The organism is Cognatiyoonia koreensis (genome assembly GCF_900109295.1).
GTDB classification, from domain to species: Bacteria; Pseudomonadota; Alphaproteobacteria; order Rhodobacterales; family Rhodobacteraceae; genus Cognatiyoonia; species Cognatiyoonia koreensis.
Genome location: NZ_FOIZ01000001.1, coordinates 1,108,250 through 1,135,121, shown reverse-complemented (window position 1 = coordinate 1,135,121; position 26,872 = coordinate 1,108,250). Strand labels below are relative to the sequence as shown.

Annotated in this window: 24 protein-coding genes and 3 tRNA genes; 19 read left to right on the top strand and 8 right to left on the bottom strand. The window is 53.8% G+C overall.

The genetic code is table 11. The annotated features are described in order from the left end of the window. The first annotated feature begins 14 nt into the window (after positions 1–14). The 14 genes from BMY44_RS05675 (at position 15) to BMY44_RS05610 (ending at position 15,927) form a co-directional block, all read left to right on the top strand. On the top strand, positions 15–659 hold the full coding sequence (locus BMY44_RS05675) for a DUF1326 domain-containing protein (RefSeq protein ID WP_242650545.1): 645 nt from the start codon (positions 15–17) through the stop codon (positions 657–659). Positions 660–682: 23 nt separating this feature from the next. After that, positions 683–1,159 (top strand): DinB family protein, encoded by a 477-nt coding sequence (locus BMY44_RS05670; protein ID WP_089994604.1) that lies wholly within the window; start codon positions 683–685, stop codon positions 1,157–1,159. A 250-nt stretch (positions 1,160–1,409) separates the two neighbouring features. Beyond that, a complete protein-coding gene (locus BMY44_RS05665; protein WP_089991328.1) occupies positions 1,410–2,510 on the top strand; it encodes a dimethylsulfoniopropionate demethylase in 1,101 nt (366 codons plus the stop codon). A 17-nt stretch (positions 2,511–2,527) separates the two neighbouring features. Further along, entirely contained in the window at positions 2,528–3,511 is a 984-nt protein-coding gene (acuI, locus tag BMY44_RS05660) for an acryloyl-CoA reductase (protein WP_089991325.1), read from the top strand. A 226-nt stretch (positions 3,512–3,737) separates the two neighbouring features. After that, complete coding sequence (locus tag BMY44_RS05655) at positions 3,738–5,405, top strand: BCCT family transporter (RefSeq protein WP_089994602.1); 1,668 nt, start codon at positions 3,738–3,740, stop codon at positions 5,403–5,405. A gap of 71 nt (positions 5,406–5,476) precedes the next feature. Beyond that, positions 5,477–6,670, top strand: coding sequence for an aminotransferase class V-fold PLP-dependent enzyme (locus BMY44_RS05650; RefSeq protein ID WP_089994599.1), 1,194 nt, complete (start codon positions 5,477–5,479; stop codon positions 6,668–6,670). A gap of 99 nt (positions 6,671–6,769) precedes the next feature. Then, entirely contained in the window at positions 6,770–8,191 is a 1,422-nt protein-coding gene (locus BMY44_RS05645; protein ID WP_089991322.1) for a cryptochrome/photolyase family protein, read from the top strand. Positions 8,192–8,326: 135 nt separating this feature from the next. Then, a complete protein-coding gene (locus BMY44_RS05640) occupies positions 8,327–9,535 on the top strand; it encodes an SAM-dependent methyltransferase (protein ID WP_089991319.1) in 1,209 nt (402 codons plus the stop codon). Between the two features lie 42 nt (positions 9,536–9,577). After that, positions 9,578–10,018 carry a TrgA family protein gene (locus BMY44_RS05635; RefSeq protein ID WP_089991315.1) on the top strand — a complete coding sequence of 147 codons (441 nt, stop codon included), beginning with the start codon at positions 9,578–9,580 and terminating at the stop codon, positions 10,016–10,018. Further along, positions 10,018–11,139, top strand: a complete 1,122-nt coding sequence (locus BMY44_RS05630; protein ID WP_089991312.1) for an NUDIX domain-containing protein — start codon at positions 10,018–10,020, stop codon at positions 11,137–11,139. Before BMY44_RS05635 ends, BMY44_RS05630 begins: the two co-directional genes overlap by 1 nt. A 51-nt stretch (positions 11,140–11,190) precedes the next feature. Then, on the top strand, positions 11,191–12,222 hold the full coding sequence (locus BMY44_RS05625) for a cysteine synthase A (protein WP_089991309.1): 1,032 nt from the start codon (positions 11,191–11,193) through the stop codon (positions 12,220–12,222). Beyond that, positions 12,219–14,555 carry a mechanosensitive ion channel family protein gene (locus BMY44_RS05620; protein WP_089991306.1) on the top strand — a complete coding sequence of 779 codons (2,337 nt, stop codon included), beginning with the start codon at positions 12,219–12,221 and terminating at the stop codon, positions 14,553–14,555. The genes BMY44_RS05625 and BMY44_RS05620 overlap by 4 nt, the downstream gene beginning before the upstream one ends. Further along, entirely contained in the window at positions 14,552–15,274 is a 723-nt protein-coding gene (locus tag BMY44_RS05615; RefSeq protein WP_089991303.1) for an alanyl-tRNA editing protein, read from the top strand. Before BMY44_RS05620 ends, BMY44_RS05615 begins: the two co-directional genes overlap by 4 nt. Continuing rightward, a complete protein-coding gene (locus BMY44_RS05610) occupies positions 15,274–15,927 on the top strand; it encodes a M35 family metallo-endopeptidase (protein ID WP_089991299.1) in 654 nt (217 codons plus the stop codon). Before BMY44_RS05615 ends, BMY44_RS05610 begins: the two co-directional genes overlap by 1 nt. Positions 15,928–16,284: 357 nt before the next feature. Here BMY44_RS05610 and BMY44_RS05600 read toward each other — a convergent pair whose 3' ends face one another. After that, entirely contained in the window at positions 16,285–17,418 is a 1,134-nt protein-coding gene (locus BMY44_RS05600; protein WP_089994596.1) for an AI-2E family transporter, read from the bottom strand. A gap of 102 nt (positions 17,419–17,520) precedes the next feature. On the opposite strand from BMY44_RS05600, the gene BMY44_RS05595 reads away from it, so the two are divergent. Next, positions 17,521–17,610, top strand: a tRNA-Ser gene (locus BMY44_RS05595). 78 nt (positions 17,611–17,688) lie between these two features. On the opposite strand, the gene BMY44_RS05590 is transcribed toward BMY44_RS05595, so the two are convergent. Both BMY44_RS05590 and BMY44_RS05585 read right to left on the bottom strand, forming a co-directional pair. Further along, positions 17,689–17,763: transfer RNA gene (locus BMY44_RS05590), tRNA-Asn, on the bottom strand. Positions 17,764–17,824: 61 nt separating this feature from the next. Beyond that, positions 17,825–18,739: an MBL fold metallo-hydrolase gene (locus BMY44_RS05585; protein ID WP_089991293.1), complete on the bottom strand. Its 915-nt coding sequence runs from the start codon at positions 18,737–18,739 to the stop codon at positions 17,825–17,827. Positions 18,740–18,781: 42 nt separating this feature from the next. On the opposite strand from BMY44_RS05585, the gene BMY44_RS05580 reads away from it, so the two are divergent. Then, positions 18,782–20,104: an ATP-binding protein gene (locus BMY44_RS05580; RefSeq protein ID WP_089994594.1), complete on the top strand. Its 1,323-nt coding sequence runs from the start codon at positions 18,782–18,784 to the stop codon at positions 20,102–20,104. Beyond that, positions 20,101–22,191, top strand: coding sequence for a glycosyltransferase family 29 protein (locus BMY44_RS05575; protein ID WP_089991290.1), 2,091 nt, complete (start codon positions 20,101–20,103; stop codon positions 22,189–22,191). Before BMY44_RS05580 ends, BMY44_RS05575 begins: the two co-directional genes overlap by 4 nt. Before the next feature lies 1 nt (position 22,192). Here the strand turns inward: BMY44_RS05575 and BMY44_RS05570 are convergent, their stop codons facing one another. The 3 genes from BMY44_RS05570 to BMY44_RS18085 are packed head-to-tail and all read right to left on the bottom strand — an operon-like array spanning position 22,193 to position 24,444. Further along, complete coding sequence (locus BMY44_RS05570) at positions 22,193–23,557, bottom strand: sensor histidine kinase (protein WP_131801579.1); 1,365 nt, start codon at positions 23,555–23,557, stop codon at positions 22,193–22,195. Then, complete coding sequence (locus BMY44_RS05565) at positions 23,554–24,219, bottom strand: response regulator transcription factor (RefSeq protein ID WP_089991284.1); 666 nt, start codon at positions 24,217–24,219, stop codon at positions 23,554–23,556. Before BMY44_RS05565 ends, BMY44_RS05570 begins: the two co-directional genes overlap by 4 nt. Further along, complete coding sequence (locus tag BMY44_RS18085; RefSeq protein ID WP_131801578.1) at positions 24,220–24,444, bottom strand: PepSY domain-containing protein; 225 nt, start codon at positions 24,442–24,444, stop codon at positions 24,220–24,222. Between the two features lie 109 nt (positions 24,445–24,553). Here BMY44_RS18085 and BMY44_RS05560 point away from each other — a divergent pair, with 109 nt between their 5' ends. Continuing rightward, the gene (locus tag BMY44_RS05560; protein WP_131801577.1) at positions 24,554–24,739 is read left to right on the top strand and encodes a hypothetical protein; all 186 of its coding nucleotides are present in this window, start codon (positions 24,554–24,556) and stop codon (positions 24,737–24,739) included. 67 nt (positions 24,740–24,806) lie between these two features. Here BMY44_RS05560 and BMY44_RS05555 read toward each other — a convergent pair whose 3' ends face one another. Continuing rightward, on the bottom strand, positions 24,807–26,066 hold the full coding sequence (locus tag BMY44_RS05555) for a PqqD family protein (RefSeq protein WP_089991279.1): 1,260 nt from the start codon (positions 26,064–26,066) through the stop codon (positions 24,807–24,809). A gap of 128 nt (positions 26,067–26,194) precedes the next feature. Here BMY44_RS05555 and BMY44_RS05550 point away from each other — a divergent pair, with 128 nt between their 5' ends. Beyond that, positions 26,195–26,722, top strand: coding sequence for a hypothetical protein (locus BMY44_RS05550; protein WP_131801576.1), 528 nt, complete (start codon positions 26,195–26,197; stop codon positions 26,720–26,722). A gap of 18 nt (positions 26,723–26,740) precedes the next feature. Here BMY44_RS05550 and BMY44_RS05545 read toward each other — a convergent pair. Then, positions 26,741–26,830: transfer RNA gene (locus BMY44_RS05545), tRNA-Ser, on the bottom strand. Between the last annotated feature and the right edge of the window lie 42 nt (positions 26,831–26,872).

Sequence of the window (26,872 nt, the reverse complement as noted above, 5' to 3'; positions counted from 1 at the left end):
GGATCGACCAACGCATGGACAATCCCAAGCGACGCAAGCTGCAGCCGACCGACTGGGCCATCAAGGGTGAGCTGTTTCTCAACTGCTCATGTACCCTGTTTTGCCCATGTGTTGTTTCACTTGGCGCGCACCCACCGACAGAGGGGCATTGCCACGCATGGATGGCCATCGCGATTGATGAAGGACATTTCGAAGGCGAGGACCTTGGTAGCCTGAACGTTGGCCTTTTGGTCGATATCCCGGGCCGCATGGCGGAAGGAAACTGGAAAGTCGCGGCATATGTCGATGAGCGCGCGACGCAGAAGGCCTATAACGGAATTCTCAAAATCTTCAGCGGGCAGGCAGGAGGCACGACAGGTCTGTTCACGATGCTGGTATCGGAAATAATCGGTGCCGAACGCGAGAAGGTCGAGATCGTCCGTGAGGGCACCAAACGCGGCATTTATATAGGCCGCAAAATTCAGGGCGAGATCGAAATGATGAAGGGTTCCGATCCCGATCATCCGGTCATGGTGTCCAATTCGAAGTATTGGATGGGCCCCGACATCATTGCAGCTGCTGGCACGAAATCAAAAGTGCGCGACTATGGCCGTGTCTGGGACTTCGGCGGGAAGTCAGCCGAAGTTTGCCCGATCGATTGGAAAGGCCCCAAACCTTGATCGATCCGGCATTTTGTCAACTGATGGCGCGTTATAATACGTGGCAGAACAGCGGTTTACGAGACGTTGTTGATAAAATGTCTGATGCTGAATTGCGCAAGGACCGGGGTGCGTTCTTTGGGTCTGTGATGGCGACGCTGAACCATCTGCTTTGGGGTGATATGATCTGGATGAGCCGCTTCGACATGGGAGAGGCACCCCCCGGTGGCATCACTGAAAGCGTTCATCTGACGCCAACCAAAGCCGTCTGGGCGGCCGAGAGATTCCGCATGGACGGACGCATCACAGAGTGGGCACGGCACCTCAAGGCAATCGATCTGGCTGGCGATCTGAATTGGACCAATACCAACGGCGAGGCAAAGACCGATCGGATGTGGGTCTGTGTGACCCATTTCTTTAATCATCAGACACACCATCGTGGACAGGTACATGCGATGTTGACCGCTGCCGGCCAAACACTGCCAGCAACAGATATCCCAGCACTTTTGGACCGTCACTGATGCCAGTCGTCTTAATCCTTCTTGCGCTGATTGGTGCATACTTTATTTGGCGCGCCTCCAAGCCAAGCTCTGTCTCTGGGTCCGGACCGCAAAGTAGGATCATGCACCGGGGCCAGTGCAAATGGCTCCCAACCGGGAACGACACTGTGTCACTGGCGGAATATTACTGCAAAACCTGTAAAGTCACTGCTTATGCTCAAGGCGGCACGCCCCCGAAAGAGTGCAAGAAAAACCTGAGAGGAAGCCTTTGATGGCAAAAATCGCTCCGTCCCGGCGTATCCGGCGCACACCGTTTTCTGCTGGCGTCGAAGCTGCCGGTGCCAAAGGCTACACTGTCTATAATCATATGCTTTTGCCCACGGTATTTGACAGTGTTGTCGAGGACTACCACCACCTTAAGAAAGCCGTTCAAATCTGGGACGTTTCATGTGAGCGCCAAATAGAATTGCGGGGTCCTGACGCAGGGCGCCTTATGCAGATGCTGACCCCGCGTGACTTGCGTGGCATGCTCCCGGGGCAGTGCTATTACGTTCCCATCGTTGATGAGACTGGTGGTATGTTGAATGATCCGGTTGCGCTCAAGCTATCCGAGGATCGTTGGTGGATTTCAATTGCCGACAGTGATCTACTGTTCTGGGTCAAGGGCCTTGCCTATGGCTATCGACTTGACGTTCTGGTCGATGAACCCGACGTGTCGCCGCTTGGTGTGCAGGGCCCACTCGCCGATGACCTGATGGTGCGCGTATTCGGCGATGCGGTGCGCAGCATCAAATTTTTCCGTTTTGGCTGGTTTGACTTTAATGGTGTCAGCATGGCTGTTGCGCGCTCGGGATATTCTAAGCAAGGCGGTTTCGAGATTTACGTTGACGGTACGGAAAACGGAATGCCGCTTTGGCATGCGCTGATGGAAGCTGGCAAAGACTTGGATGTCCGTGCGGGATGTCCGAACCTGATCGAACGGATCGAAGGCGGTTTGCTGTCCTATGGAAATGATATGACTCGCTGGAACACACCTCATGAATGTGGACTGGGCCGCTTCTGTTCGACCCAAACTGCGATTGGATGTGTCGGGCGCGATGCGCTATTGCGAGTTGCAAGGGAAGGGCCGAACCAGCAAATCCGGCCGATAAGCGTGAGCGGTGATTTGCCGCCGTGCGATCGTCCGTGGCCATTGATGGCAAAGAACAAGAAAGTCGGGCAGGTGACCTCTGCTGCCAAGTCGCCCGACTATGGAACCAATGTTGCGATCGGAATGGTACGCATGACACATTGGGATGCGGGAACCGAGCTTTCGGTCTTTACCCAAGACGGAACGTTCAACGCAGAAGTTCAAGAGAACTTCTGGATCTAGAATTGAAGGGAGTGGCCATGTTCAAAGCATTGGTTGTCGAAAAGAACGACGAAGGTAAGACCAGCGCATCGGTGCAGGAACTGAGCGAGGATCAACTGCCGGCCGCCGAGGTGACAGTGAACGTCGCTTACTCGACCGTCAATTACAAGGACGGGCTGTGCATCGGTCCGGGCGGCGGATTGGTCCGCAATTATCCCCATATTCCCGGTATTGATTTTGCAGGGACGGTCAGTGCTTCAGACGATCCGCGCTACAAACCAGGTGACGCTGTCGTCTTGACCGGCTGGCGCGTTGGCGAGGCGCATTGGGGCGGCTATTCCCAAAAGGCGCGGGTCAAGGCTGATTGGCTGGTACCGCTTCCAGCGGGTCTGGACGCGCGGCAAGCGATGGCAGTTGGCACGGCTGGCTTCACAGCAATGTTGGCCGTGATGGCACTGGAAGATCACGGCATCAAGGACGGCCCGGTGTTGGTAACAGGTGCGGCTGGCGGTGTCGGTTCGGTAGCCACTGCTATTCTTGCCAACCTTGGATATGAGGTTGCCGCTGTTACCGGGCGCCCCGAGACAGCCGACTACCTCAAAAGCCTTGGCGCAACCCAGATCGTTCCGCGTGATGAATTGAATGAAACAATAAAACGTCCACTGGAAGGTGAGAGCTGGGCGGGCTGTGTCGATGCCGTCGGCGGTGAAATGCTGGCTCGTGTGCTCGGTCAGATGAAATACGGGGCAAGCGTAGCGGCTGTAGGACTGGCAGGCGGTGCCGCGCTTCCGGCGACGGTCATCCCGTTCCTGTTGCGCGGCGTGAATTTGCTTGGGATAGACAGTGTCATGCAACCTTACGACAATCGTGTCCGGGCATGGGAGCGTATCGCGAAGGACTTACCAATGAATAAGCTTGAGGCGATGATACAGCCAGCAACGCTCGAAGACCTCCCGAAGCTCGGTTCGGACATTCTCAAGGGGCAGGTCAAAGGTCGGGTCGTCGTGGATGTGAACGCCTGAACCGGCGCGAGTAATACAAGAGCCATCCGGAATCAGATGGCTTGATTTGACCGAAGGTGCATCCCGTCCGCTGATATCGGACGGGAGCCAATTCTTCTTGCTAAGTCATTGATTTATTGGGCCGTTCATTGTCGCAAATGAGGGGCAGAACGCCTTTAAAAGTTTTGTGAAATAGAGCCTAGGGGTTATGGTTAGCGCACAAAAAACAAGCAATGGGGAACAGATTATGGCACCTAAGCCACCACTGATGGATCTGCCGATAAAAACGGCAGATAGCGGTTTTTACCGCGGATTCACGAAAGATGTGACAATCACCGCCAAGATTTTGGTTGGTGCATTGATTATTTGGGCAATTGCTTTCCCGGGACCGGCTGCGTCCGTGTTGGGTGCAATCAATGGGTTCATTCTGGCGACATTTAACTATTGGTATGTTTACGTAATGGCATTCTTTGTCATCCTTTGCTTTGCATTGGCTCTTTGGCCTGCAGCAGGGCGGCTCAAGCTGGGTTTGCCAGAAGACAAGCCTGAATTCTCAAATTTCTCCTGGTTCTCCATGATGTTCGGGGCAGGGATCGGCATTGGGATGTTGACCTTTGCGACGGCGGAACCGATGTATCACTGGGCAAGTAATCCCCAAACGATTATGGGGGAAACCACTGGAAGCTCTGCTGACAACGTGCGGTCAGCCTATGTTTGGTCCTTCACGCATTGGGGATTGGCTGCATGGGCATCCTACGCAATCGTGGGCCTCGCACTCGGCTATTTTTCCTATCGCAGAGGTTTGCCGCTCACGATCAGGTCCGGCCTGACACCGCTTTTTGGAAAGGCGCTTTCCGGACCGCTTGGGCACGTCGTTGACGTTGTCGCAGTTGTTGCAACTGTCCTCGGCGTCTCGCAAACGCTTGGTTTTGGTGTCGAACAGTTCATTTCTGGCCTATATCGGATCGGCTTTGGCGAATGGCTTTACACTGCGGACGCTGAAGGTGCGCGATCTTCATCCACAATGGCAATCATCTTTGCATTGGTTGTTATCATGGGGGCTTCGACGCTATCAGCCTTGTCCGGTGTGGGAAAAGGCATCAAGTGGTTGTCCAACATCAACATGGGGCTCAGCTTCTTTGTGCTGGCGTTCTTTATCGTGTTCGGATCGACACTGTTCGGTCTGACGGCGCTTGGCCTTGGCATCTGGGATTATCTTGTATCCATTCCTGGAAATATCTTCACGGTCTGGGCTAAGGATGGAACCGAGACCGGCGATGCACTTGCAGGTTGGCAGGGTGGCTGGACCATCTTTTACTGGGCATGGTGGATCGCATTCGCACCATTTGTCGGCGTCTTCCTTGCGCGGATTTCGCGTGGGAGAACAGTCCGCGAGTACGTGCTTGGTGCGATGGTGATCCCGGCGGTTATGTGTTTCGTCTGGTTTGCGCTAGTCGGGGGCACGGCAATCGATCTTGAGCTTAACGGCGATGCGAACGGAGCGATCACTGGGGCAGGGCAATCTGACCAGTTATTTGCAATGCTGGCGGTTATCTTGAGCCCGACACTTGCCTGGGTGATGTCTGTTCTCGTTGTGATATTGTTGTTGACCTATCTGGTTACGTCCGCTGACTCTGCGGTACTGATCATCAATACGATCAACGCTGCAGGCGACGAAGGTCCAAAGGCACGGCCACACATCCTGTTCTGGGGTGCGGCGCTTGCATTGGTCGTTGGCGGTCTGATCATTGCTGGCGGTCTCGGGGCTATACAGACAGCAATGGTGATCGGCGCGTTGCCATTCAGTCTGGTGATGGTTCTGATGGGTTTTGCGCTTATCAAAGGTATCTGGCGTGACGGACAGCGCGAACGCCACGGCGTGGAAGCGCACACATCCGAGCAACCCGCCGAGTAACAGCCGAAACGGCAACTTAAGATTGGCCCCGGTGCTTGCGCATCGGGGCCTTTTTCGTTTGGGTGCAGATTATGGAATTAGATATTGCTTGGGTCCGGGCCCAGTTTCCCGCTTTTAGCCAACCGTCCCTGACGGGACAGGCCTTCTTTGAAAACGCCGGTGGCAGTTACACCTGTAGGCAGGTGATCGACCGTCTGCATCGCTTTTACACTGAACGGAAGGTGCAACCCTACGCACCATATGCAGCGTCTGAACTTGCAGGTGCCGAAATGGACGAGGCACGCGAACGGTTGGCGGAGATTCTGGGTGTGAAGACACATGAAGTGTCTTTTGGACCTTCCACGACCCAAAATACCTACGTGTTGGCTCAGGCAGTGCGGCAGTGGCTCACGCCTGGTGATGTTATTGTTGTCACCAATCAGGATCATGAGGCGAACACAGGACCATGGCGCCGTCTAGCGGCCGAAGGTATCGCGGTGCGCGAGTGGCAGATTGATCCGGTGTCAGGCCTCCTCGATCTCGCCGAATTGCCGGAACTTCTAGACGGTGCGAAAGTGCTGGCATTCCCGCATTGCTCCAACGTGGTAGCTGCGATCAACGATGTTGCCGCAGTTTGTAAAATTGCACGTCGACATGGCGTGCGCACCTGTGTCGACGGTGTGTCCTATGCCCCGCATGGGTTTCCCAATGTTGGCGCACTTGGCTGTGACGTTTATCTGTTCAGCGCCTACAAGACCTATGGGCCGCATCAAGGGATCATGGTCATGCGCGAGGATTGGGGCTTTGAACTGCCTAACCAAGGACACCATTTCAATGGTGAAAGCCTGTATAAACGGTTTACGCCCGCTGGACCCGATCACGCACAGGTCGCCGCAAGTGCAGGTATGGCGGATTATATGGAAGCGCTTTCAACTCATCACGGCGGGGCGAACCCACACGACTTGATGCGCGGTGCTGAAACAGCGCTCCTCCAGCCTTTGCTTGATTACCTCAAGGAAAAGAACTCTGTCCGGGTCATCGGTCCGACGAATGCCCAAAAACGCGCGCCTACGATTGCACTTGCCGTACAGGAAAATGCAGAGAGTTTGGCAAAAAAACTCGCGCCACATGGTATTATGGCCGGCGGAGGCGATTTTTATGCGCAGCGCCCACTGGAAGCGATGGGGATAGACTTGTCCACAGGCGTCTTGAGACTCAGTTTCACGCACTACACGAAGAAAGCCGAGATCGACCGGCTAATGTCTGCACTTGATGCGGTGCTCTGAACCGCTTGAACTACTTGAGAAGATGTCGCCGCTAAGGGTTTCCCAAGAGCAAGTCTGCATTAGGTCAGGCCATACCGTAAGGCAAAAGAGTACCCTGCAATGACAGAAAAATCACCTATCCTGATGTGGTTCAGACGCGACCTGCGTTTGGGCGATCATGAGGCGCTGAGCGCTGCGTGTGACAGCGGTAGACCTGTCATCCCCGTGTTCATCTACGACGAAGAAACGCAAGGGCAGGGCGCAGCACCTCGCTTTCGGCTATCTTTGTCGATCGAGGCGTTATCCAAAAGCTTGGTCGAGAAAAAAAGCAAATTGATTTTGCGCAAGGGTGACGCCTACAGCTGCCTGTCAAAGTTGATAAAGGAAACCGGCGCTGGCTCTGTCTACTGGTCGCGCCTTTATGACCCGGTGTCGAAGGATCGGGACACACGCATAAAGGCGGCTTTGAAGAAGGACGGTATTGAAGCCAAATCGTTCAAGGGCCATGTGCTGTTCGAGCCTTGGACAGTCGAAACCAAAAGCGGTGGTTTCTACAAGGTTTATACGCCGATGTGGAAAATGGTGCGTGATCGTGACTTGCCCTCCGCATTGCCAACGCCCAGTAAGATTCCGGCACCGGACAGCTGGCCTTCGTCTGACGCTTTGAATGGTTGGCGCATGGGTGCCGACATGAACCGAGGGCGCGATGTCGTGGTTTCGTATTGTACGGTCGGTGAAACAGCGGCGTCGCATCGGCTAGGTGTATTCATAGCCAACCGAGTCAGTAATTATCAGAAGAACCGGGATATCCCCGGTGTCGACGGCACATCAGGTCTTTCCGAAAACCTGACCTACGGCGAAATCAGTCCACGCAAATGTTGGCATTCCGGCTGGGACGCGTTGCACGATGGCAAGAATGACGCAGAAGTGTTTCTTAAGGAATTGGTCTGGCGCGAATTTGCTTATCACTTGGCCCATCACACGCCAAGGATCGTGAGCGAGAATTGGAAAGAAGATTGGGATGCATTTCCTTGGAAAACTGACGAGCGCTTGGCGGAGATCAAAGCGTGGAAGCAAGGCCGCACCGGTATCCGGTTTGTAGATGCCGCCATGCGGGAAATGTACGTCACTGGCACGATGCACAATCGTGGCCGCATGATTGTTGCGTCATATTTGACCAAGCATCTGATGTGTCATTGGAAAGTCGGAATGGAGTGGTTTGCGGAGTGTCTTATAGATTGGGATCCGTGCAGCAACGCCATGGGCTGGCAGTGGTCTGCCGGATCAGGTCCGGATGCCACGCCCTATTTTCGCGTCTTTAATCCGGTGACACAGCTCGACAAGTTCGACAAAGATCGCGAATACGTACGCAAGTGGATTGCAGAAGAACGACAAAATCCCTCCGCCACGGCAAAAAGCTATTTCGAAGCAATTCCAAGGAGTTGGAACATGTCATCCAATGATGATTACCCTGAACCAATTGTCAGTGCGGATGAGGGGCGAAAGCGGGCGCTTGAGGCCTATGAGTCTCGGGATTTCTAGCGAACGTCGCGGAAACGTTAACATTTCTATAAAACCAGCCCGTGACTCCCGGCGCACACGGTTTACACTTATGAGTGTCAGCTAGAACTACTGCTCTTTGCATGGCTGACGACGAACATTGATACAGGACGCACGATGATCTTGACGACGACTGAGGGGCAAAAGAATTTGCCTCGCTACTTTGCAGCTGTTTACGAGCGAACCAAAGACATCAAGCGTGGACGCTTGGATATTAAACTCCCTGATGGACGCGTCTTTCGATGTGAGGGCCCCGAGCCGGGGTTTGTCGCAGAGGTTCACATCCACAATCCAGACATCTTTGCCCGCACGATCCGTGACGGCGACATGGGGTTTTGCGAAGGTTATCTTGACGAATGGTGGACAACGCCGGACTTGCTGACATTTATGGACCTTGTGCATGACGATGCCGAAGAGATGTATGACGGATTTCCCGGACAGGCGCTGGTCAGAACCTACGAAAAGCTGCGCTTCTGGCTGCAATCCAATTCAAAGCGCCAAGCAAAAAAGAACATCAGCTATCATTATGATTTGGGGAATGATTTCTATCGTCTCTGGCTTGATGAAACGATGACGTATTCAGCTGCAAAGTTCGAAACTGGTCAGGAAAGCCTGGAAAAGGCACAAGAACAGAAATACGCGTCCATGATCGATCAGATGGGCGCGGTTTCGGGTGATCATGTGCTTGAGATTGGATGCGGTTGGGGCGGATTTGCTGAGTATGCAGCCAAGGAACGTGGGATCAAGGTGACCGGCCTGACGATTTCACAGGAACAGTATGATTATGCTGTGCAACGGATTGCTAATGCCGGTCTGTCTGACATGGTGACATTCAAAATGCAGGACTACCGGGATGAAAAAGGTACCTACGATGGTATTGCAAGCATCGAAATGTTTGAAGCTGTAGGTGAAAAATACTGGCCGGTTTATTTCGATACCGTGCGTGATCGCCTGAAACCGGGCAAGAACGCCACACTCCAGATTATCACTGTCGCTGATCGCCGGTGGGAGGTCTACAACCGTGGCCCGGATTTTATACAGAAATACATTTTCCCCGGTGGCATGCTGCCCAGTCCGACCAAACTAAAGCAAGCAGTTGAAAACGCAGGTCTTTCTGTTTCTCATTCAATCGAGTTTGGTGATGGCTATAGTCAGACGCTGCGTCGTTGGTATGAGACGTTCAATGAAAAGTGGGATCAGATCTCGGCACTTGGTTTCGACGAACGCTTCCGCCGAATGTGGAACTTTTATCTGACCTCTTGCGCGGGAACCTTTCATAGCGGAAACTGCGACGTAACGCAGATTACCGTCAAAAAACCGGCGTAATTGATCGGTATACGGCCTGCGACGAAATGAGGACGCAGTGCTATGCCAACCGCCGGACGCTTGACCGCCGCCATCGCCTTTGCCGTGATTGGCGGATATATCGCGACTTTGATCAGCCCGCTTTTCGAGGACGGGAAACAGCCAAGCTGGTGGTATCCGCTTTGCGTCCTTTCCGGTCTTTGGGCGGGTTGGGTTGTCGTTGGTAAACGCGCAGGGCGGGGATATTCCTCGGCGGTCGGGAACGGGATTACGGGCGTGATTGCGCAGTGCTTCTGGATCATCTTCCTGATGTCGTTTGCGGACATGATCAAAAAGTCTTTGCGAAAGTCCTATGATGGTCCCGTCGAGGCAGTTGTGAATGTTTTTGAAATCATGGCTGAATACGGCTTTGCCTTCTGGTCACCAACGCTTGCTGGAATAATCATCGGATGCGGTGTCGCAGGCGGACTATTCGCTGAATTCTTCGCGAAACGCTTTCCCTAATGAATCTATTTGCTTACGGGACGTTGCGATCTGCCGAATTGATGCTGGCTGTCGCAGGACGATCCGCGCGCGGCATACCTTCTTGGCTTGAGGGTCATGGTGTCTTTCCAATCTCTGGCGACGTCGTTCCATGTATCAAACCGAGTATGGAGCAAGCGGCAGAAGGTATCCTCTATACAGAAATGACATTAGAAGAACGCAAGAGGCTGGACCTGTATGAAGGTGCATTTGGTTATGAACTCAGGCAAATAACCGTCATGACCGCCAACGGTGCTGTCGAGGCGATGATCTATTTCCCGCCGGACGACGTCGCTGTGCAACAGGGTACTTGGTCGCTTTCTAAATGGGAAAACGGTCACCTAGTCCCTGCAATTCACGCGGCAAATGAGCTTTTCTCTCATGACCCGCTTCCAAGCCACGCAGAACTGCGGCGCATGTGGCCGATGATCGAAAAACGTGCTTGGGCGAAAGTCAGAGCGACGAATGAAGATCTTGGACCTGCCACCCTCAGATTCTGCCCAGAGCGGGAAGACGTTGCGGCGTATAACTTGGCACCTCCTCAAGGGAGTTTTTTCCGGTTGCAGAAGTTTCAGGTTGATCACCGCCAGTTTGACGGCACCCGGTCTGGTGATCTTGTTCGTGAGGTATTTCTGGCAGTCGATGCCGTTATGGTCCTGCCTTACGATCCTGCAAGAGATCGCATTCTTCTTGTCGAACAGATCAGGATGGGGCCGCTGATGCGCGCCGATCCAAACCCCTGGTCACTAGAGCCGATCGCCGGGATGATTGACGCCCGCGAAACGCCGTTGGAAGCTGCATTGCGTGAAAGCATCGAAGAAGCTGGGCTGACCTATGACCGGACTGAAAAGATGATGTCCTTTTATCCGACCCCTGGTGGAACGACAGACTACTTCACCTGCTACCTCGGACTATGTGATTTGCCAGAGAAGGAAACCTATTCTGGCGGCCTGGACACTGAAAGCGAGGACTTGAGACTGCATACAGTGACCTTTGAAAAGGCGTTGTCACTTGTCACATCTGGAGAAATCAATGCCGGTCCATTGATCGCAATGCTTTATTGGTTGGAAAGGGAACGTTCCCGGCTGCGCACCGCTGCTTGAAACCTCAAGCTGGCCCCCATAGACATATGCTAGGGTAGTGAAGGGGCCGTTATGAATATCAAAGAAAATCTTGCTGAGGCCGTTGGCAATACGCCTCTTATCAAGCTGAGAGCGGCTTCAGAAGCAACAGGCTGCACAATTCTTGGCAAGGCTGAATTCCTTAACCCCGGACAGTCTGTAAAGGACAGAGCGGCGCTCTACATGATCCGCGATGCAATTGCGCGTGGCACGCTGAAGCCGGGTGGCACGATAGTGGAAGGAACCGCTGGCAACACGGGAATCGGTTTGTCACTGGTCGGAGCTTCCATGGGCTTCAAGACGGTTATCGTGATACCGGAAACCCAGTCTGAAGAGAAAAAGGAAATGTTGCGACTTGCGGGTGCGGAACTGATTCAAGTGCCTGCTGTCCCTTACGCAAATCCGAATAATTACGTCAAATACAGTGCGCGGCTTGCAGAGGCACTCGACAAGACCGAACCAAACGGTGCGATATGGGCAAATCAATTTGATAATACAGCCAACAGGCAGGCGCATGTGGAAACGACCGGCCCAGAAATTTGGGAACAGACTGATGGCAAAGTCGATGGATTCACCTGTGCCTGCGGATCGGGTGGCACTCTTGCAGGCGTTGCCGAGGTTCTACAGCCAAAGGGCGTCAAAGTTGCGTTGACGGACCCGGACGGATCCGGGCTCTACAAGTTGATGACAGGAATTGATCCCGCCCCTGGGAATTCCATTTCCGAAGGGATCGGACAGGGCCGCATCACGGCGAACCTTGAGGGATTCAAGCCGGATTTTTGCTACAAGGTGCCAGACTCCGAAGCATTGCCGATCGTCTATGACCTTCTGGCTAACGAAGGCCTTTGTATGGGCGGATCGACGGGGATCAACATCGCTGGCGCGATACGTCTCGCAAATGATCTTGGGCCGGGGCACACGATCGTCACCATCTTGTGCGATTATGGCACGCGTTACCAATCGAAGGTCTACAACCCCACATTTCTTAAAGAGAAGGGGCTGCCTGTTCCGAAATGGCTCGACAGAGCACCATTAGACGTTCCTGATGTGACTATCGCAGAATGAGTTTTCGGCATTTCTATTGGCTGGCCGTTTTCTGTGGCGCGGTGCTGTTCGGAATGGCCGCAGCCGCGCAAGACGTGGGTTCGCCGTCACTGGTGCCACTGGAGTCAGTTGGGCAAGAGGTCACATGGGACAGGGTCGCAGAGTCGACCGAGGATGTCCTGACGGGCCCGAAACCGTCACTTTTCCGTCTTAGCCGACTGCGCGATGAACTCGTTACGTGGCGGGATCAATTTGCGAATGGTAGTGAAATAAATTCAGGGCGGATTGCCACGGTGCAATCCCAAATTGCAGCACTTGGTCCAGCACCCGAAGAAGGTGATGAACCGGCCGCAATTGCGGCGCGTCGATCTGCGCTGGAAGAGCAACTCGCGGATCTACGTGCCCCTGCGTTATTGGCCGAAGAGTCGTTTGCGCGTGCGAATGGCTTGATTGCAGAGGTCGATGCCCTCATCCGTGGTCGGGATGCCCAGACACTTACAACCCGGGCACAAGCACCGATCAATCCGGTTCATTGGCCCGGTGCCGTTCGGGATATGGGACAGGCGATCGACGTATTCTGGTCGGGAACCATCTCGAAGATCAGGGCCGACATAATTTCTGGAAACCTATTCAGGACACTGCCAGTCGGGCTTCTGTTTCTTGCGATTGCTGGCGTGTTGCTCGCGCGCGGGCGAAAGTGGGTTCTCGGCCTGCAATCTTCGGTCGACAACGGGACGGCGCGCGGGAAAGCCGTTTGGCACTTCCTGCTTTCGGTCTGGGAAATTATCCTGCCATACCTCGGCTTGCTCGCTCTTGTAACGGGCTTAAACCGTATGAGTATTTTGGGTGAAGGCGGTCAGCTTTTACTTGATGCTGTCTTCAACGGAGCACTTCTGATCATTCTGACCCGTTGGCTGAACGAGCAGTTCTTTCCGCTATACGGTGACGACGGGCCTCTGCGTTACGGCCTCGAAACACGCCGAAAGGCTAGACGCGTCGGCACCATCCTTGCCTGGCTTCTGGCAGCTTCGATTGTTTTGACCGGATTGATGCGGATTGCAGAACCTGCTGAGATTTCAGTTAGTGTCGTCCTGTTACCGATCCAAATATTGCTCGGATACATGCTGTTTCGGTTTGGGCGGCTTTTGCGCACTGACCCGGCTGTACCAGAACATTTTGACAGTGAGGACTCTCCGCCAAAAGGTCGAGCGCGCCGATTTGTCGGCATACTGTGCATGGGAGTGGCAATAGCGACGCCAGTCCTAGCCGCTGCAGGCTTCTCAGATGCAGCCAGCGCACTTTTCAGACCGTCTGTCCTGACACTTGCAATTCTCGCGGTAGTGATCTTGCTGCAGAGGTTTGTGAATGATCTTTGGGAGTTGCGGTATCGCGAACCAGGACAAAGCAGCGGATCGCTGGCGCCTGTTCTGATTGGGTTTTTGTTCTTCCTTGTCGCGCTTCCTTTGCTTGCGATCGCTTGGGGCGCGCGCATCGAAGATCTCTTTGAAATCTGGGCTCGGTTCCGCGAAGGGTTCGTCATCGGCGATACACGTATTTCACCAAGCGACTTCATTACCTTCGCTGCTGTGTTCGCTGTTGGATTTTTATTGACCCGGTTCATTCAGGGTACGCTGCGAGCAAACGTTCTGCCCCGGACAAAACTTGATCTAGGCGGACAAAATGCCGTCGTTGCGGGCTTTGGTTATGTCGGGATTATCTTGGCCGCCATCATCGCAATCACGATGGCTGGGATCGACCTTTCTAGTCTTGCGATTGTGGCTGGTGCTTTGTCCGTCGGAATCGGGTTCGGACTGCAGAATATCGTTTCTAACTTTGTCTCGGGAATCATCCTTTTGATCGAACGTCCCATCGGTGAGGGGGACTGGATCGAAGTGAATGGGACGATGGGATACGTTCGTGATATTTCTGTTCGATCCACACGGGTTGAGACTTTTGACAGGACAGACGTCATTATCCCCAATGCTGATTTGGTGAGTGGACAGGTCACAAACTGGACTCGCGGGAATGCCGTCGGACGGGTCATCGTTCCGGTTGGTGTTGCCTATGGGACAGATACCCAGAAGGTCATAAGTATTCTCAAGGATGTCGCGATGAACCATCCTCTTGTCTTGCTCAACCCTGAGCCAAACGTACTTTTTCTTGAGTTCGGTGACAGTTCGTTGAATTTTGAGATCAGAGCCATCCTGAGGGACGTGAATTTCGTGATGCATGTGAAATCGGATCTAAACCTCGCGATCGAAAAACGTTTTGCAGAAGAAGATATTGAAATCCCGTTCCCGCAGCGGGATCTTTGGATCAAGAACCCGAAGGCTCTCGAAGGTGGCGAGACATGACCCGCATGCTGTTTCACGAAGATGCTTACTTGCGTGACGCCGGAGGAAAGGTAACCGGATTGACTGAAGAGGGTGGCATCATCCTAGATGCCACCAATTTCTATCCGAATTCTGGCGGGCAACCGGGGGACAGTGGCAAACTGATTTGGAATGGCGGCGAAATCGAGATCGCAACGGCCATCAAGGGGCAAGGTGACGACATTATACTTGTTCCGGCAGAGCCAGCTGCAATGCCGGCTATCGGAACCCGGATTGAACAAAAGATAGACTGGGACCGCCGCTTCAAGCACATGCGTGTGCATACGGCGCTGCATTTGCTCTCAGTTGTCATTCCACTGCCCGTCACAGGCGGTGCCATTGGTTCAGAAAAGGGGCGTTTGGATTTCGACATGCCAGACGCACCTGAAGACAAAGATGCTTTGGATGATACGCTGAACCGGCTGATCGCGTGTAACTTTGCAGTGTCCGAGGAATGGATCACCGAAGCCGAGCTGGACGCGCAGCCAGATCTTGTCAAGACAATGTCGGTTCAACCGCCACGGGGTACCGGAAGTATACGGCTCGTGCGTATCGGTGTCGGTGAGAATACCGCGGACTTGCAACCTTGCGGCGGTACCCACGTCAGCAACACCTCCGAGATCGGTCGTGTTCGTATTGGCAAGATTGAAAAGAAAGGGCGGCAGAACCGGCGCGTCAATCTTCATCTTGGAGTATTGTGATGCGTATATGGCTGCCAATGATCGCCTTGATATGGCCCGCTGTGTCATATGCCGATACATTCGTTGGCTGTACAAAAGCCGAAGCGGAGACAATTGCGCGCGCTGTCAGTGATGCCAAAAGGATCAGCGTCAGCGCTGCCGCTGCTGTTGGTGATACGCCCGAATTCGAAACCTGGTTCGGAAAGTACAGTCCGGCTGCTGCTGAAACCGTGCGTGGAAATTTGAAACGTGTCGTGACCGCTATACGCACGGGCAGGATAAGAACAAAGTGCGAAGACATCAGCCGCAACGAATGTGAGCCCGATATTTATGCCTATGTCTATGATGACGAGCCTTATTTGATCCGGATTTGCCCGCCATTTTTCAGCTTGCCGAACATGGCGCGGCTACGCCCCGGACAAACGAGCAGTAATTTCGGCACACGAGCAGGCACAATCGTCCATGAGATTACGCACTTCAATAACGTCGCCGATACCGATGACAACTGCTATGCGCGAGACGTCTGCGCCGACTTTGCACAAGACTACCCGTCAGAGGCTTTGCGCAATGCTGACAGCTACCAATATTTTGTTGAGGACATCACTTACTTCAAACCCACCGAAGAAGTTGTGAAGCCGCAATTCAACGCTTCTGTAGGAGAGGGCGTGGATTGACCTATCGCCTCGCTGCCTCGGTGACAGCGCTTGTCTGCGTTATCCTCTTTCCAATTCTTTTGCTGGCTACTCCCAGTTACATGGGAACATATGGAGTGGCGAGTAACGCGGAGGCAGCATTCATGAGCAGGCGCGCCTCTCCCATGCTTTTGGGACTCGGGGTTCTTCTATGGATGTCGCGCAGAACAACAGATGGCGCGTCGATTAGAGCGATCAGCGCCGGCGTGAGCGTTACCTTTGCTGGGATCGCTGCTACCGGGATATACGAATTCGTATCATCCGTGGCGCATTGGTACATCTTAATCGCGGCTGTGGGTGAACTTGTCATTGCAGCCGTGTTCTTGCGATTTGTACTTCTCAGTCGTGACTGAAGAGATCCCGCTCCGCAGCCTTGTTCATCGCCTGCTCAGTTTCGGGTAATCCCTCTCGTGACAAAAGAATGGCTATAGGACGCAGCGGTGGCACGTGGCTGCAAACAACCATCATCATCACCATAATCGGGACTGAAAGAAACATACCGGGAACACCCCAAACTGCCCCCCAGAAAGCGAGAGAGATAATGATTCCGAATGACGAAAGTCGCAATGCACGCCCCATCAGCATAGGATCGATAACGTTTCCATTGAGGAACTGAATGATTGCAGCGATGACAAAGATCAGCGCTGTCGTTGTCGGATCACCGAATTCAACATGCGCAACTAGCGCGACCAGTCCTGTCGCGACAATCGAACCAACATTCGGTATGAAGTTAAGAACAAACGTGATGACGCCTAGCGCGGTCGCAAGTTCCAGCCCGAAAAACTTGGCAAGTACATAGACCATCGCACCAGTGATGGCGCTAATGATCGTCTTGACCAGCAAGTAATAGTTCACGCGATGGATGATAGACGCGATGATCTTACCGACACGTTGCGCCTGCGCTTCGTCACCAATGAAATTATGAAGCTTTGTTCCAAACCAGATACGCTCTGCAAACAGAAAGCCAACAAAAAGGATCACGAGCACTGTCGCCTGCGTCATATTCCCTGCTTGTCCAGCAGCAGTGCGCAGGTAACTTGACAGTTCCACGGAACGCAACGCATTGAGGATGGCGGCTTCGCTGTCTTCGCCCAACCAAGTGAAAAGCGATGCTACGGCCTGCGGTGCCCGTTCTGCATAGGACAAGGTCGTCACAAGAACTGTGTTGACCTGTGCCAGCAGGATAGAAGTCAGTAGCAACAAGCCAGTCGTGATGAGGACCAGCGCGACAAGACTGGCTGCCCAGTTTGGAATGCGCACAGGGCCAACGCGTTGTCGCGCAATAAAGTTGATGACGTCGCTCGTCAGCGAGAAAACGATGATGGCGACAGCTAGCGAAATCAGGATGAATCGGGCCTGCACAAGCAGAAACAAAACGACAGCAAAGGCGATGATGACAAGCGCGGTAGTCTGAACACGCGCCAGATCGAAACGGCTTTCTTGCTTATCGGGTGGTAACGGGGTGTGCTTCATCATGGTCTCCAGCCACCGTTATGCGGTCTATATCTGTGAACTGCAATGAGATCGAATGACCCCTTGCGCCTTTGCAGGCTGTTCGCTAAAGACCGCCCCTAAGGACGGGTGGCCGAGTGGTCGAAGGCGCACGCCTGGAAAGTGTGTAGGCGGGAGACCGTCTCCAGGGTTCGAATCCCTGTCCGTCCGCCATCACTTCAAATTCGTCAGAGGTCTGTGCAACAACGATCACATCGATCAGTTGAAATTCTGCATTTCTTTGGGAAAGTTTGGCTCCGGCGGTAGGGATCGAACCTACGACCAATTGATTAACAGTCAACTGCTCTACCGCTGAGCTACGCCGGAAAACCTGAAGCGTCGTATAGCGATGCCACTTCCGAGCGGCAAGGCCCTTTTTGCGGAAATTTCAGCGCACTTGCGTCAATGTAAATTGTGCGTTCGGGGAAAGGGTAGGGTGCGCGACGACTGCTTCGTTTTCGTGTAGATGCACCAAGTGCGCAAAGACGTTCCGCGATGCGGCGGGCAAGAGCGTTTCGGGCGTGTCGTCATAGATTTGCAGTGTCAGCGCCGTGACGGATGCAGGCCCGGCAGAGAGCGAGTTCAATATCTGCTGCGTGCGCATTTCGCGATGTTCAATCAACCATTTCAGGCGTGCCTGCGGATCGGTGACTGGTGCCCCATGCCCAGGATAGAAAACCGAAGCATCGACCCCCTGAAGCCGCCGGCAGGAATCCAAGAAATCAGTCAAATCTCCATCAGGTGGAGAGACAAGGGAACTTGCCCAGTCCATGACCAGATCACCGGTAAAGAGAGCATCCCGCCATGCAAGACACAAATGGTTTCCCATGTGGCCGGGTGTATGGATTGCACGGATCGCCCAATCTTGTCCTGCAATCGCCTCCCCATCAGTCAGCGTCACATCAGGACGAAAATGCGGATCGACGCCTTCGCCGCCGCCAGCAAGGCCAGCATCTGAAAGTTGGCGCATGACCTTGCTCTGGCCTGCGTACCTGTCGCCAAAGCCGATAATCGTTGCGCCCGTTTCTTCGGCAACCGCAACAGCAAGCGGTGAATGGTCAATGTGCGAATGCGTGACGAAGATATGCGTCACGGGCCGGTCGCGCACTGCCGCAAGAAGTGCGAAAAGATGCTGCATGTCATCCGGACCGGGATCAATGATTGCGAGCGATTCCTCGCCAACGATATAGGTGTTTGTTCCCGTAAATGTCATGGGTGATGGATTCGGGGCAAGAACGCGCCGCAGTCCAGGTTGCAGATCATGGACCACGCCGGGAACGGGATCAAATGTGTCTTGCAACATATGGACCTTTCCGATGACCGGCAGCTTGGGTACGGTAAATCTATGTTTTTCAGTTGGCTCAAGCAATACATGCCTCGCGGTCTTTACATGCGTGCCGCGCTGATCCTCATCCTGCCGGTGCTGACGCTCCAACTTCTTGTTTCGGTTGTATTTATCCAACGTCACTTTGAAGGCGTGACTCGTCAGATGACAAGTGCGGTCAGTATTGATCTGCGCTTTGTACGCGATACAGTAAACGCAGCACCGACCTTGACCGCAGCACAAAGGGTCGCCGCCGAACTGGCCGTTGCACTTGAGCTTGACGTTGCATGGCCCGTCGCAATTCCAGATATCGGCAATGACAAGCACTGGACGGATTTGACCGGGAATGCGGTGCGTACCCGGCTCGAGACCCTCGTCAGCGACATCGGAGCGGTTTCGCTGGCGGAGAGGCGACTTGTGACAGTGTGGCTTCAAACGGACAAGGGTCCACTGGAAGTGTCTTTTGACAGGCGTAGGGTATCTGCATCGAACCCACATCAGCTACTTGTCATTATGGCGGTGATGGGGGCGATCATGACGGCAATCGCATATTTTTTCCTGCGCAATCAGTTAAGGCCAATCAAGCGAATGGCAGCGGCGGCTCAGGCCTATGGGAAAGGCAGAATCGCTAATTATACGCCTGGCGGCGCACAAGAGGTCAGAGCCGCTGGTACGGCGTTTCTTGACATGCGCAATCGACTTGAGCGACAGGCCCAGACCCGCACGATGATGTTGTCCGGAGTCAGCCATGATCTGCGCACTCCGTTGACACGTCTTAGATTAGGCCTTTCGATGCTAGACAATACTGATGGTGCGCCGCTGATCCGGGACGTTGATGAAATGCAGCATTTGGTCGACGCCTTTCTTGACTTTGCTCAGGCGGATGCGACGGATGAACCCGACCTCATAAGCCCGCATGATTTGCTGAAACAGGTTGTCAAAGACTGCATCCGCGGAGGGATGTCTGTCGAAATCGCAAAGCACGAAGGACCCGATGAACCGGTTCCGCTTCGCAGTCTTGCCATCAGACGTGCACTTGAAAACCTGATAGGAAACGCAGTGCGTTATGGCACCATGGCGCGCGCCTCTTGCTATGTCACGGATCGTGCAGTGAGGTATGTTGTAGAGGACGACGGACCCGGTATCCCACCTGAACAAAGGGAAAACGCTACCAGGCCGTTTGTCCGGCTTGATCCATCCCGTAATCAGGACAGAGGTTCTGGTGTTGGCCTTGGTCTTGCAATTGTCAACGATATTGCCAGAAGTCACGGTGGGATCCTACGGCTTGGTGAGAGCAAGGAACTTGGTGGATTACAGGCAGAACTGGTTCTCGCAAAATCATGACTGATAATGCAATCGAGGTCGCAAATGCGGCAGCCGCACGCGGCGAGATGGACGTCGCATTCAACCTTCTTGTTCGCGAGGCTCCATCGCCTGAACGGAATGCCGGGATTTGGCGTTTTTGTGATTGGCTCGCAAGTGCCGGGTTCATTGCCGAGGCAGAGGATCGTTTGCGCCGGATGCTTGTCAGCGACCACGATTTTGCTTCAGACGCTTTGGTCAAGCTTTGGACGAACTATGCCGTCCTTGATCCACGGATCAAAGACGATCTTTGCGATTTCCTTTCGCAACAGAAAACGCCAGGCCACGCGCGGCGCGGCCTCCGGCTCATGTATTTCATAGACGGCGCCAGCGAAGTGCTTTTTGAAACATACAGTACTGTTCTGAACGGGTATGAAGGTACCGAGACTCAAAAAGACGGCATAATTGCCGATCTGCTTTCCATCTCAGCAGGACATGGAACACGGCAACAGTTAAACGACGCATTGGCATCAGCCAAAGGACAGCTGACACTGAACCCCAACCGCCTATCGCTTCATCTTGATCGCTATTTCATGGAAAATGGAGGCGGCGAAATATGCCCGAAATTTACAAGACGACGCGCTGCCGCTTTCACAGGAGAGATCGATACTGCATCGGCTGAGGTATGGTCCCGTCTTGCGTCCCTTGAAACGTCCGTTGCTATCGTCGGCAATTCATCGGTTGAAAGGGGAAGGCGTAAAGGCGCAGAAATCGACGGGCATGACATCGTTATTCGCTTCAATCTTCCTAAACAAGATCAGGCATTCGCCATTGACTACGGATCCAAGACTGATCTCATCGTCATTAACCATTCGATCTTGCAACGGCTGGATATCGCATCGCTTGTTGGCGAGCACTTGCTGATCACAGGGCCCGACTGGGACAGTTTCACCGTCAATCGCAAAGCGGCACGCCAGCTTATCAAGCAGGGCAATCGCATTACCATTATCCCACAGCACATACGGAACGAATTGACCCGCTCGCTGCTCGGGTCGGCAAGTTCCGGTTTGCAGGTCTGTGCAGCAGTAGCAGATGCTCGGCGAGGAACAGAAGGTGTCGGTTTCTTCGGCTTTTCCATGACTGACCAGATCGGCGATAGTCCGACTTCGGCGAATTACTTCCGCAAAAGCCGCCCGGTCTTTCGCCACAACTGGAAAGGCGAAGCCGCCATACTTGAAGCGATCAGATCAAACCAGCCTTGGCCAGATGTGCGGTCCGCGCGCTATGAAAATCATTGGGGATCACGACAGATGTTTCGTCCAAAGCGATTCCGCCTTCTTGGCGATCATTCAGACTACCACTGCGGATCCGCTGCGGTCATGCTGCATTTGCGAGATTGCCTCGCACCCCAAGGTGTCGTCACAGATGACGCAGAATTCGATACGCTTGTGGTGAACGGTGAAGGATCGATGCATCACAACAGCCCAGCTTATATCGAGAAGATGGAGGCTTTGAAGGTCGCCCAGGATGCCGGTCTTGAAACCATGCTTGTCAACTCGGTCTGGCAGGCAAACGATAACCGCTACGACGATGTTTTGAAAAAATTGGACAAGATTTACGTCCGCGAACGCGCGTCCCAGGTGGACTTGAAACGGCGGCACGGCATTGACGCCACACTTTATCCGGATTTCGCTTACTACAGCCGCTTGGATCCTTCGCCAAAAGTCTTGGATTTCGAAGGGCGCATGGTTTGCACCGATGTCTACAGCACCGAGTTCAATACATTTGTGCGCTGGACAGGAAAGAAAGAAGCGAAGTTCACATATCTCGATATGCAGGAATTTACCTGGTCTGAGTTGGTCGCGAGCCTTAAAACCGCAGAGATCCTGATCACTGGCCGTCAGCATGCCGTCTATGCAGCATGCCGCGCGGAAATTCCTTTTGTTGCTTTCCCGGGCAACACCCACAAGATCGAAGGACTTTTGATGGCGGCAGGTGTCGACATCCCGATGTGCACGAGAAAAGCAGATCTGAACAAATTGATCCGTTGGGCGCGACGCAACAAGGCAAGCTATACCAAGCTGTTTGAGTGGCTGAAGTCCCAGCCGACTTGGTTCCCAGGGATATAGCTTACGTTTTCAGCGTGATCGTATGAGCCGGTTCACCCCAGTCGATGCGCACAAGTAGCCCACCGCTCGTGGCGTGATCAAGCGTCAACTTTGCATCCCGTTTTGCGACCATGTCCTGTATGATTGCAAGGCCCAAACCGTGACCGGGCACAGTGTCATCAAGCCTTTGACCTTGTTGCATCGCGATCTCGAATTTGTCTTCCGGGATTCCGGGGCCATTGTCAGCGATTTCCAAATAGCCATCATTCTTCGATCCTGCCGCCGATATCCTGATTTCGTCTTTGGTCCATTTCGTGGCGTTGTCGATCAGGTTGCCAAGCAATTCCGTCAAAGCGAAAGAATCGAAGGGGCATCGCGTCTCCGAAGACACTTCGATCACCCATTTCGTCTTGGCATTCCCGACGCGGCGTTGGAATGCTTTGACAACACGTGCGACGACGGGTGCCACCTCACAAGAAGCGGCAACCCGTGTTTGTTGATCACGGGTGCGTGCAAGTTCGCGTTCCACAAGATGCTGCATATCATCAATCTGTGCATCGATTTCAGCGGAAATCGTAGTTTCATCTTCATGCCGCAGATCTTGCGCCAGCGCGCGCATGACAGTCAGCGGCGTTTTCAAACCATGCGCTAGCGTGCTGGCACGGGTTCGTGCATTTCTGATGCTTTGTTCCTGATCTTCGAGCAGGGCGTTTACCTCATCGACAAGAGGGGCAACTTCAATCGCATAATCGTTCGACAAGCGCCGGCTTGGATCCGATTTGACCGCGTTTACTTCCGAGGTCACTTTATTCAGTGGCCTCAATCCGACACGCACCTGAAACCACGAAGCAAGAACGAGAAACGCCCCCAATACTGCCATCGCAAGTGACACATTTCGCGAAAACTGCGATATCGGGTTTTCGACAATTGCTTCGTCGACCGCGATGGTCAGTAGGATTTCCACGTCACCTGATCCTTGCATCAAAGTGATGAGCCAAGTTCCTGTGCGGTAAATTGCGTCATCCGATCCGGTGATTGAGGCAAATTCAATTGTTCCGCGTTCCTTTGGGCGAGGTACGTCAAGGGGCTCAGCCCAGAGTGAAGCAGACAGAACAGGGACGGACCCTTCGGTGACTGCTTGCCAATAGTACCCGCTTAATGGTTGCCTGAAACGCGGATCATCAAGTTCAGACACAACCAGCCGGCCATCCTCGTTAAGTTCGGTTTGGCTGGTAAGCGCGATCAACCAGGCTTCCAGTTCGTCATGAACGCGTTCTTCGAAGTACCCGCGAAAGAAATGGTTAAGAAGTAGGGCTGTCGCCAAGAGCGCAATCAGCGTCGATATCGCTGCTGCGATCAGCAAACGCAGACTGAGCGACGATTTCAAGCGGCATCCTCTGGGATCATGTATCCGAAACCCCGTCTCGTCTCGATTAAGTCAGTGCCAAGTTTGCGGCGCAATCTGCCGACCAGGACCTCGATCGCGTTGCTGTCTGGTTCCTGATCGCGAAAATAGATGTTCTCAGCCAGTGTGCTTTGCGGCACGATCTCACCCTTGTGATGCAATAGAAAGCTCAGCAGTCGAAATTCAAGCGGCGTCACCTTGACCGGCAGGCCCTGCACCGAAATGCGCATCTGGCGAAGATCGAGTTGCAGGTCACCAGCTGAAAGAACGGTCATTTTCTGCTTGGAGTTTCGGCGCAAGAGCGCGCGCAATCGTGCAAGAAGCTCCTCCATCTGGAACGGCTTGACCATGTAGTCATCAGCACCTGCATCAATGCCTTCCACGCGCTCGTTCCAGCTGCTTTTTGCGCTTAGCAGCATGACTGGAAAATCGATGCCTTCCTTCCGCCAATTACGAAGAACACTGATCCCGTCAAGGCGAGGGAGTCCAATATCGAGGATCGCAGCAGCATAAAGCTCCGTCCCACCTTTCTCCCACCCTTCTTCGCCATCAGTCGCAATTTCAGCAACGTAACCTTCGCTCTTCAAGACATCTGCGATTAAGCCCGCAATCCTTGTTTCGTCTTCAACGATTAGAATTCGCACTCAACACCCCCTCACGCCAAGTGTCGCGCCCGACAGCGCATCGACAGTGACGGTTTGTACTGTTCCGTTGGGAGTCACCATCTGTATCCAATACTCAGAGCCACCACGGGCCCCGTTGAACCCCACACGGATCAGGCGACCGGGATAACGATTCTGTACGATCGAAAAGACTTCTCGTAGGGATTTCGCTTCCCCGCGAGCAATCGCTGCGTTTGCATTTGTCATGTCTTGACGACTGATCGCTACGCCGTCTGCGCCACTCGGAGCACTACATCCGCTGCGGTTGTTTCTGTTCGCCCTGCTGGACGGTTCTTCTTTTTCGGGACCAGAGGGATTGCTTGCAACTGATGGAGCCGTCGGTTTCGAGGCAACACTGGGTCGGGTCGGTTGTGATGGCGGCGATGGCTGTGACGGCGGAGAAGGGCCCGAAGGAGCAGACGGCGGTGATGGATCGGATGGTTCACTTGCCTCTGACGACGCTTGCGCACTGCTCAGCTCCGTCAACGCAGGACTGCAGTAAATAGCACCTACAGCAAGTCCCAGCCTTGCAAGCGCAGCCCGACGGCTCAAGTTTTTCGAACTGCCGCTCATTCCGTCATTCCTGAATTCCGGTCCACGGGCTGGATGAGGTGGCACTCCATGAACTGTTGCAGGGTCGCTTCGGCATCTTGACTGATCTGTTCAACCGACGTTTCCGGGAACGCTGCTGAGAGAATGCTACAAATTTCGCTCAATGATGCAGGTTCTTCCAGTATTGTCCAAATGACCCTTGAGCCGGGATTCATGCGATGAATACCGACACCATATGCATCGGCAACATAGTGCTGATCCCCCAAACCTACCTCCGTGAAGTGAGGGACCCGGTGAAACGACGTACTGTTGTCAAATGCTGGAAGCAACGCTGTGTCAACGGTGCCCAAATCAACTTCCGCCGGCATTTCGTGTAACTCCGGCACCGGAAGCAACTGGGCCTGCGTACCAACCAGAGCGCGTTCGAGTTGATCCGCTGCCGCCTCAGCCGAGCTATAAGTTAACCGAAAGCGCTGTGCAGACCGCGCAACACCATAGCTGGCTTGTAGAATGCGACCAGAGTGTGTGATCCGTGCGAAATTCTGCGTCACGAGATCATCCAACACGTCAGCTTCGGAAACCGGGCTCAATTCCGCTAGATCATACGTATCAGTGCGGTCCAGCACCACAATAGCACCAATCGGCAGCGTCTCTCCGCGCGCGGCAAGTGTCTTGGGCGAAAGATACGCATACTGCTTATTCGCAGTGACAGTCGTGCGGATCGCCCATTCCTGAAACGTTTCGCTGAACTCTGCCGGTAGGGGTTGGCGAATACGCATCGCGATCCCGTTCGCGAAACCGTTCATATAGCCGTTGCTGTCGATTTGAACGGGAAGAAAGTCGTCTGTGAAGACACGGTAGCCACGATGTGCCAAAACGGCTGTTAGTGTGCTCTTGCCACTTCGGCGGCGATTTGGAAACAGGACAAGTCTGCCATCGATTTCGACCGCGGCGCAGTGAAGGCAAAGCCAGCTTGGATTTGCTTCGATCTGTTCCCAAGCAAGCGCGACAATCATCTCGCAAACGGCATTCACCGCATCCCAGCGCCGCGCGGGTTCTGCAGGGTCGCGCAGCTGGCAACGGTATATGTTATTGCCGACGTTCGTAAGAACTGCGCTGGGGACGACCGCCGGGTCGGCGCAGTGTGTTGAAAAGTTCCATGAAGGCAGGACAGCACGAATGGTGGGCAAAAGACTATCTGCATCATTCAGCAGAACCGGAGCCTTCAGCCCATCAAAAGTGATGGAGGTTTGCGTAACATGCGCTTCAGTCAACATAAGCGATAGTCTAAATCAAAGTGTTACCGCGTCAAAGCGGATGACTCTCCCCGCAGGCAACGGCGGGGAGAGATACTGACAATCAATTCGTGCAGTATTGCGGATCATTTGTATCAGTGACGTCCGGGTTGCAGTCATCGGAAGACCGGCTGGGTCCGGATGACCGTGATGGCCGGCTGTTGCGGGACGGTCCGCTGTTGCTTGAAGGACCGCTGTTTGATGAAGGACCACTGTTGTTCGAGGGACCACTGTTCGATGACGGCCGGCTGTTGCGGGACGGTCCGCTATTTTTTGATGGACCGCTGTTCTTTGAAGGTCCGCTGTTTGAAGAAGCACCAGAGGAACCGCTGTTTCCGCTGGATGCATGGGCCATGCTGAGGGTCGTCAGGGCAGGGACGGAATATGCAGTCAAGGCAAGGGCACCGATTTTAGCAAGAGCGCCGCGGCGGGAATGTTTCTTGGAGATTTCGTCGGACATGGGGCTTTCCTCGTTCTATTTATTTTCTCAAGAAGCCTTCGGATCTTTGGGTCCAAAGACAGCGTATATCCCTTCTACATGCTATATCCGAACAGCTGGCTTAAGTGGACTGTCAGCGTTTTGTCAGGTTCAAAAGCCAATGAGCAATCTGCTGACTTCGCTCGTTCCACATAGATAATGGCGCTAAAATGAAATCTGGCGGAGAGACAGGGATTCGAACCCTGGGTGGGCTTGCACCCACAACGGTTTTCGAGACCGCCCCGTTCGACCACTCCGGCACCTCTCCGCGCTAGGGGTCAACGTTTCGCGATGTAATCGCGGTACGCAG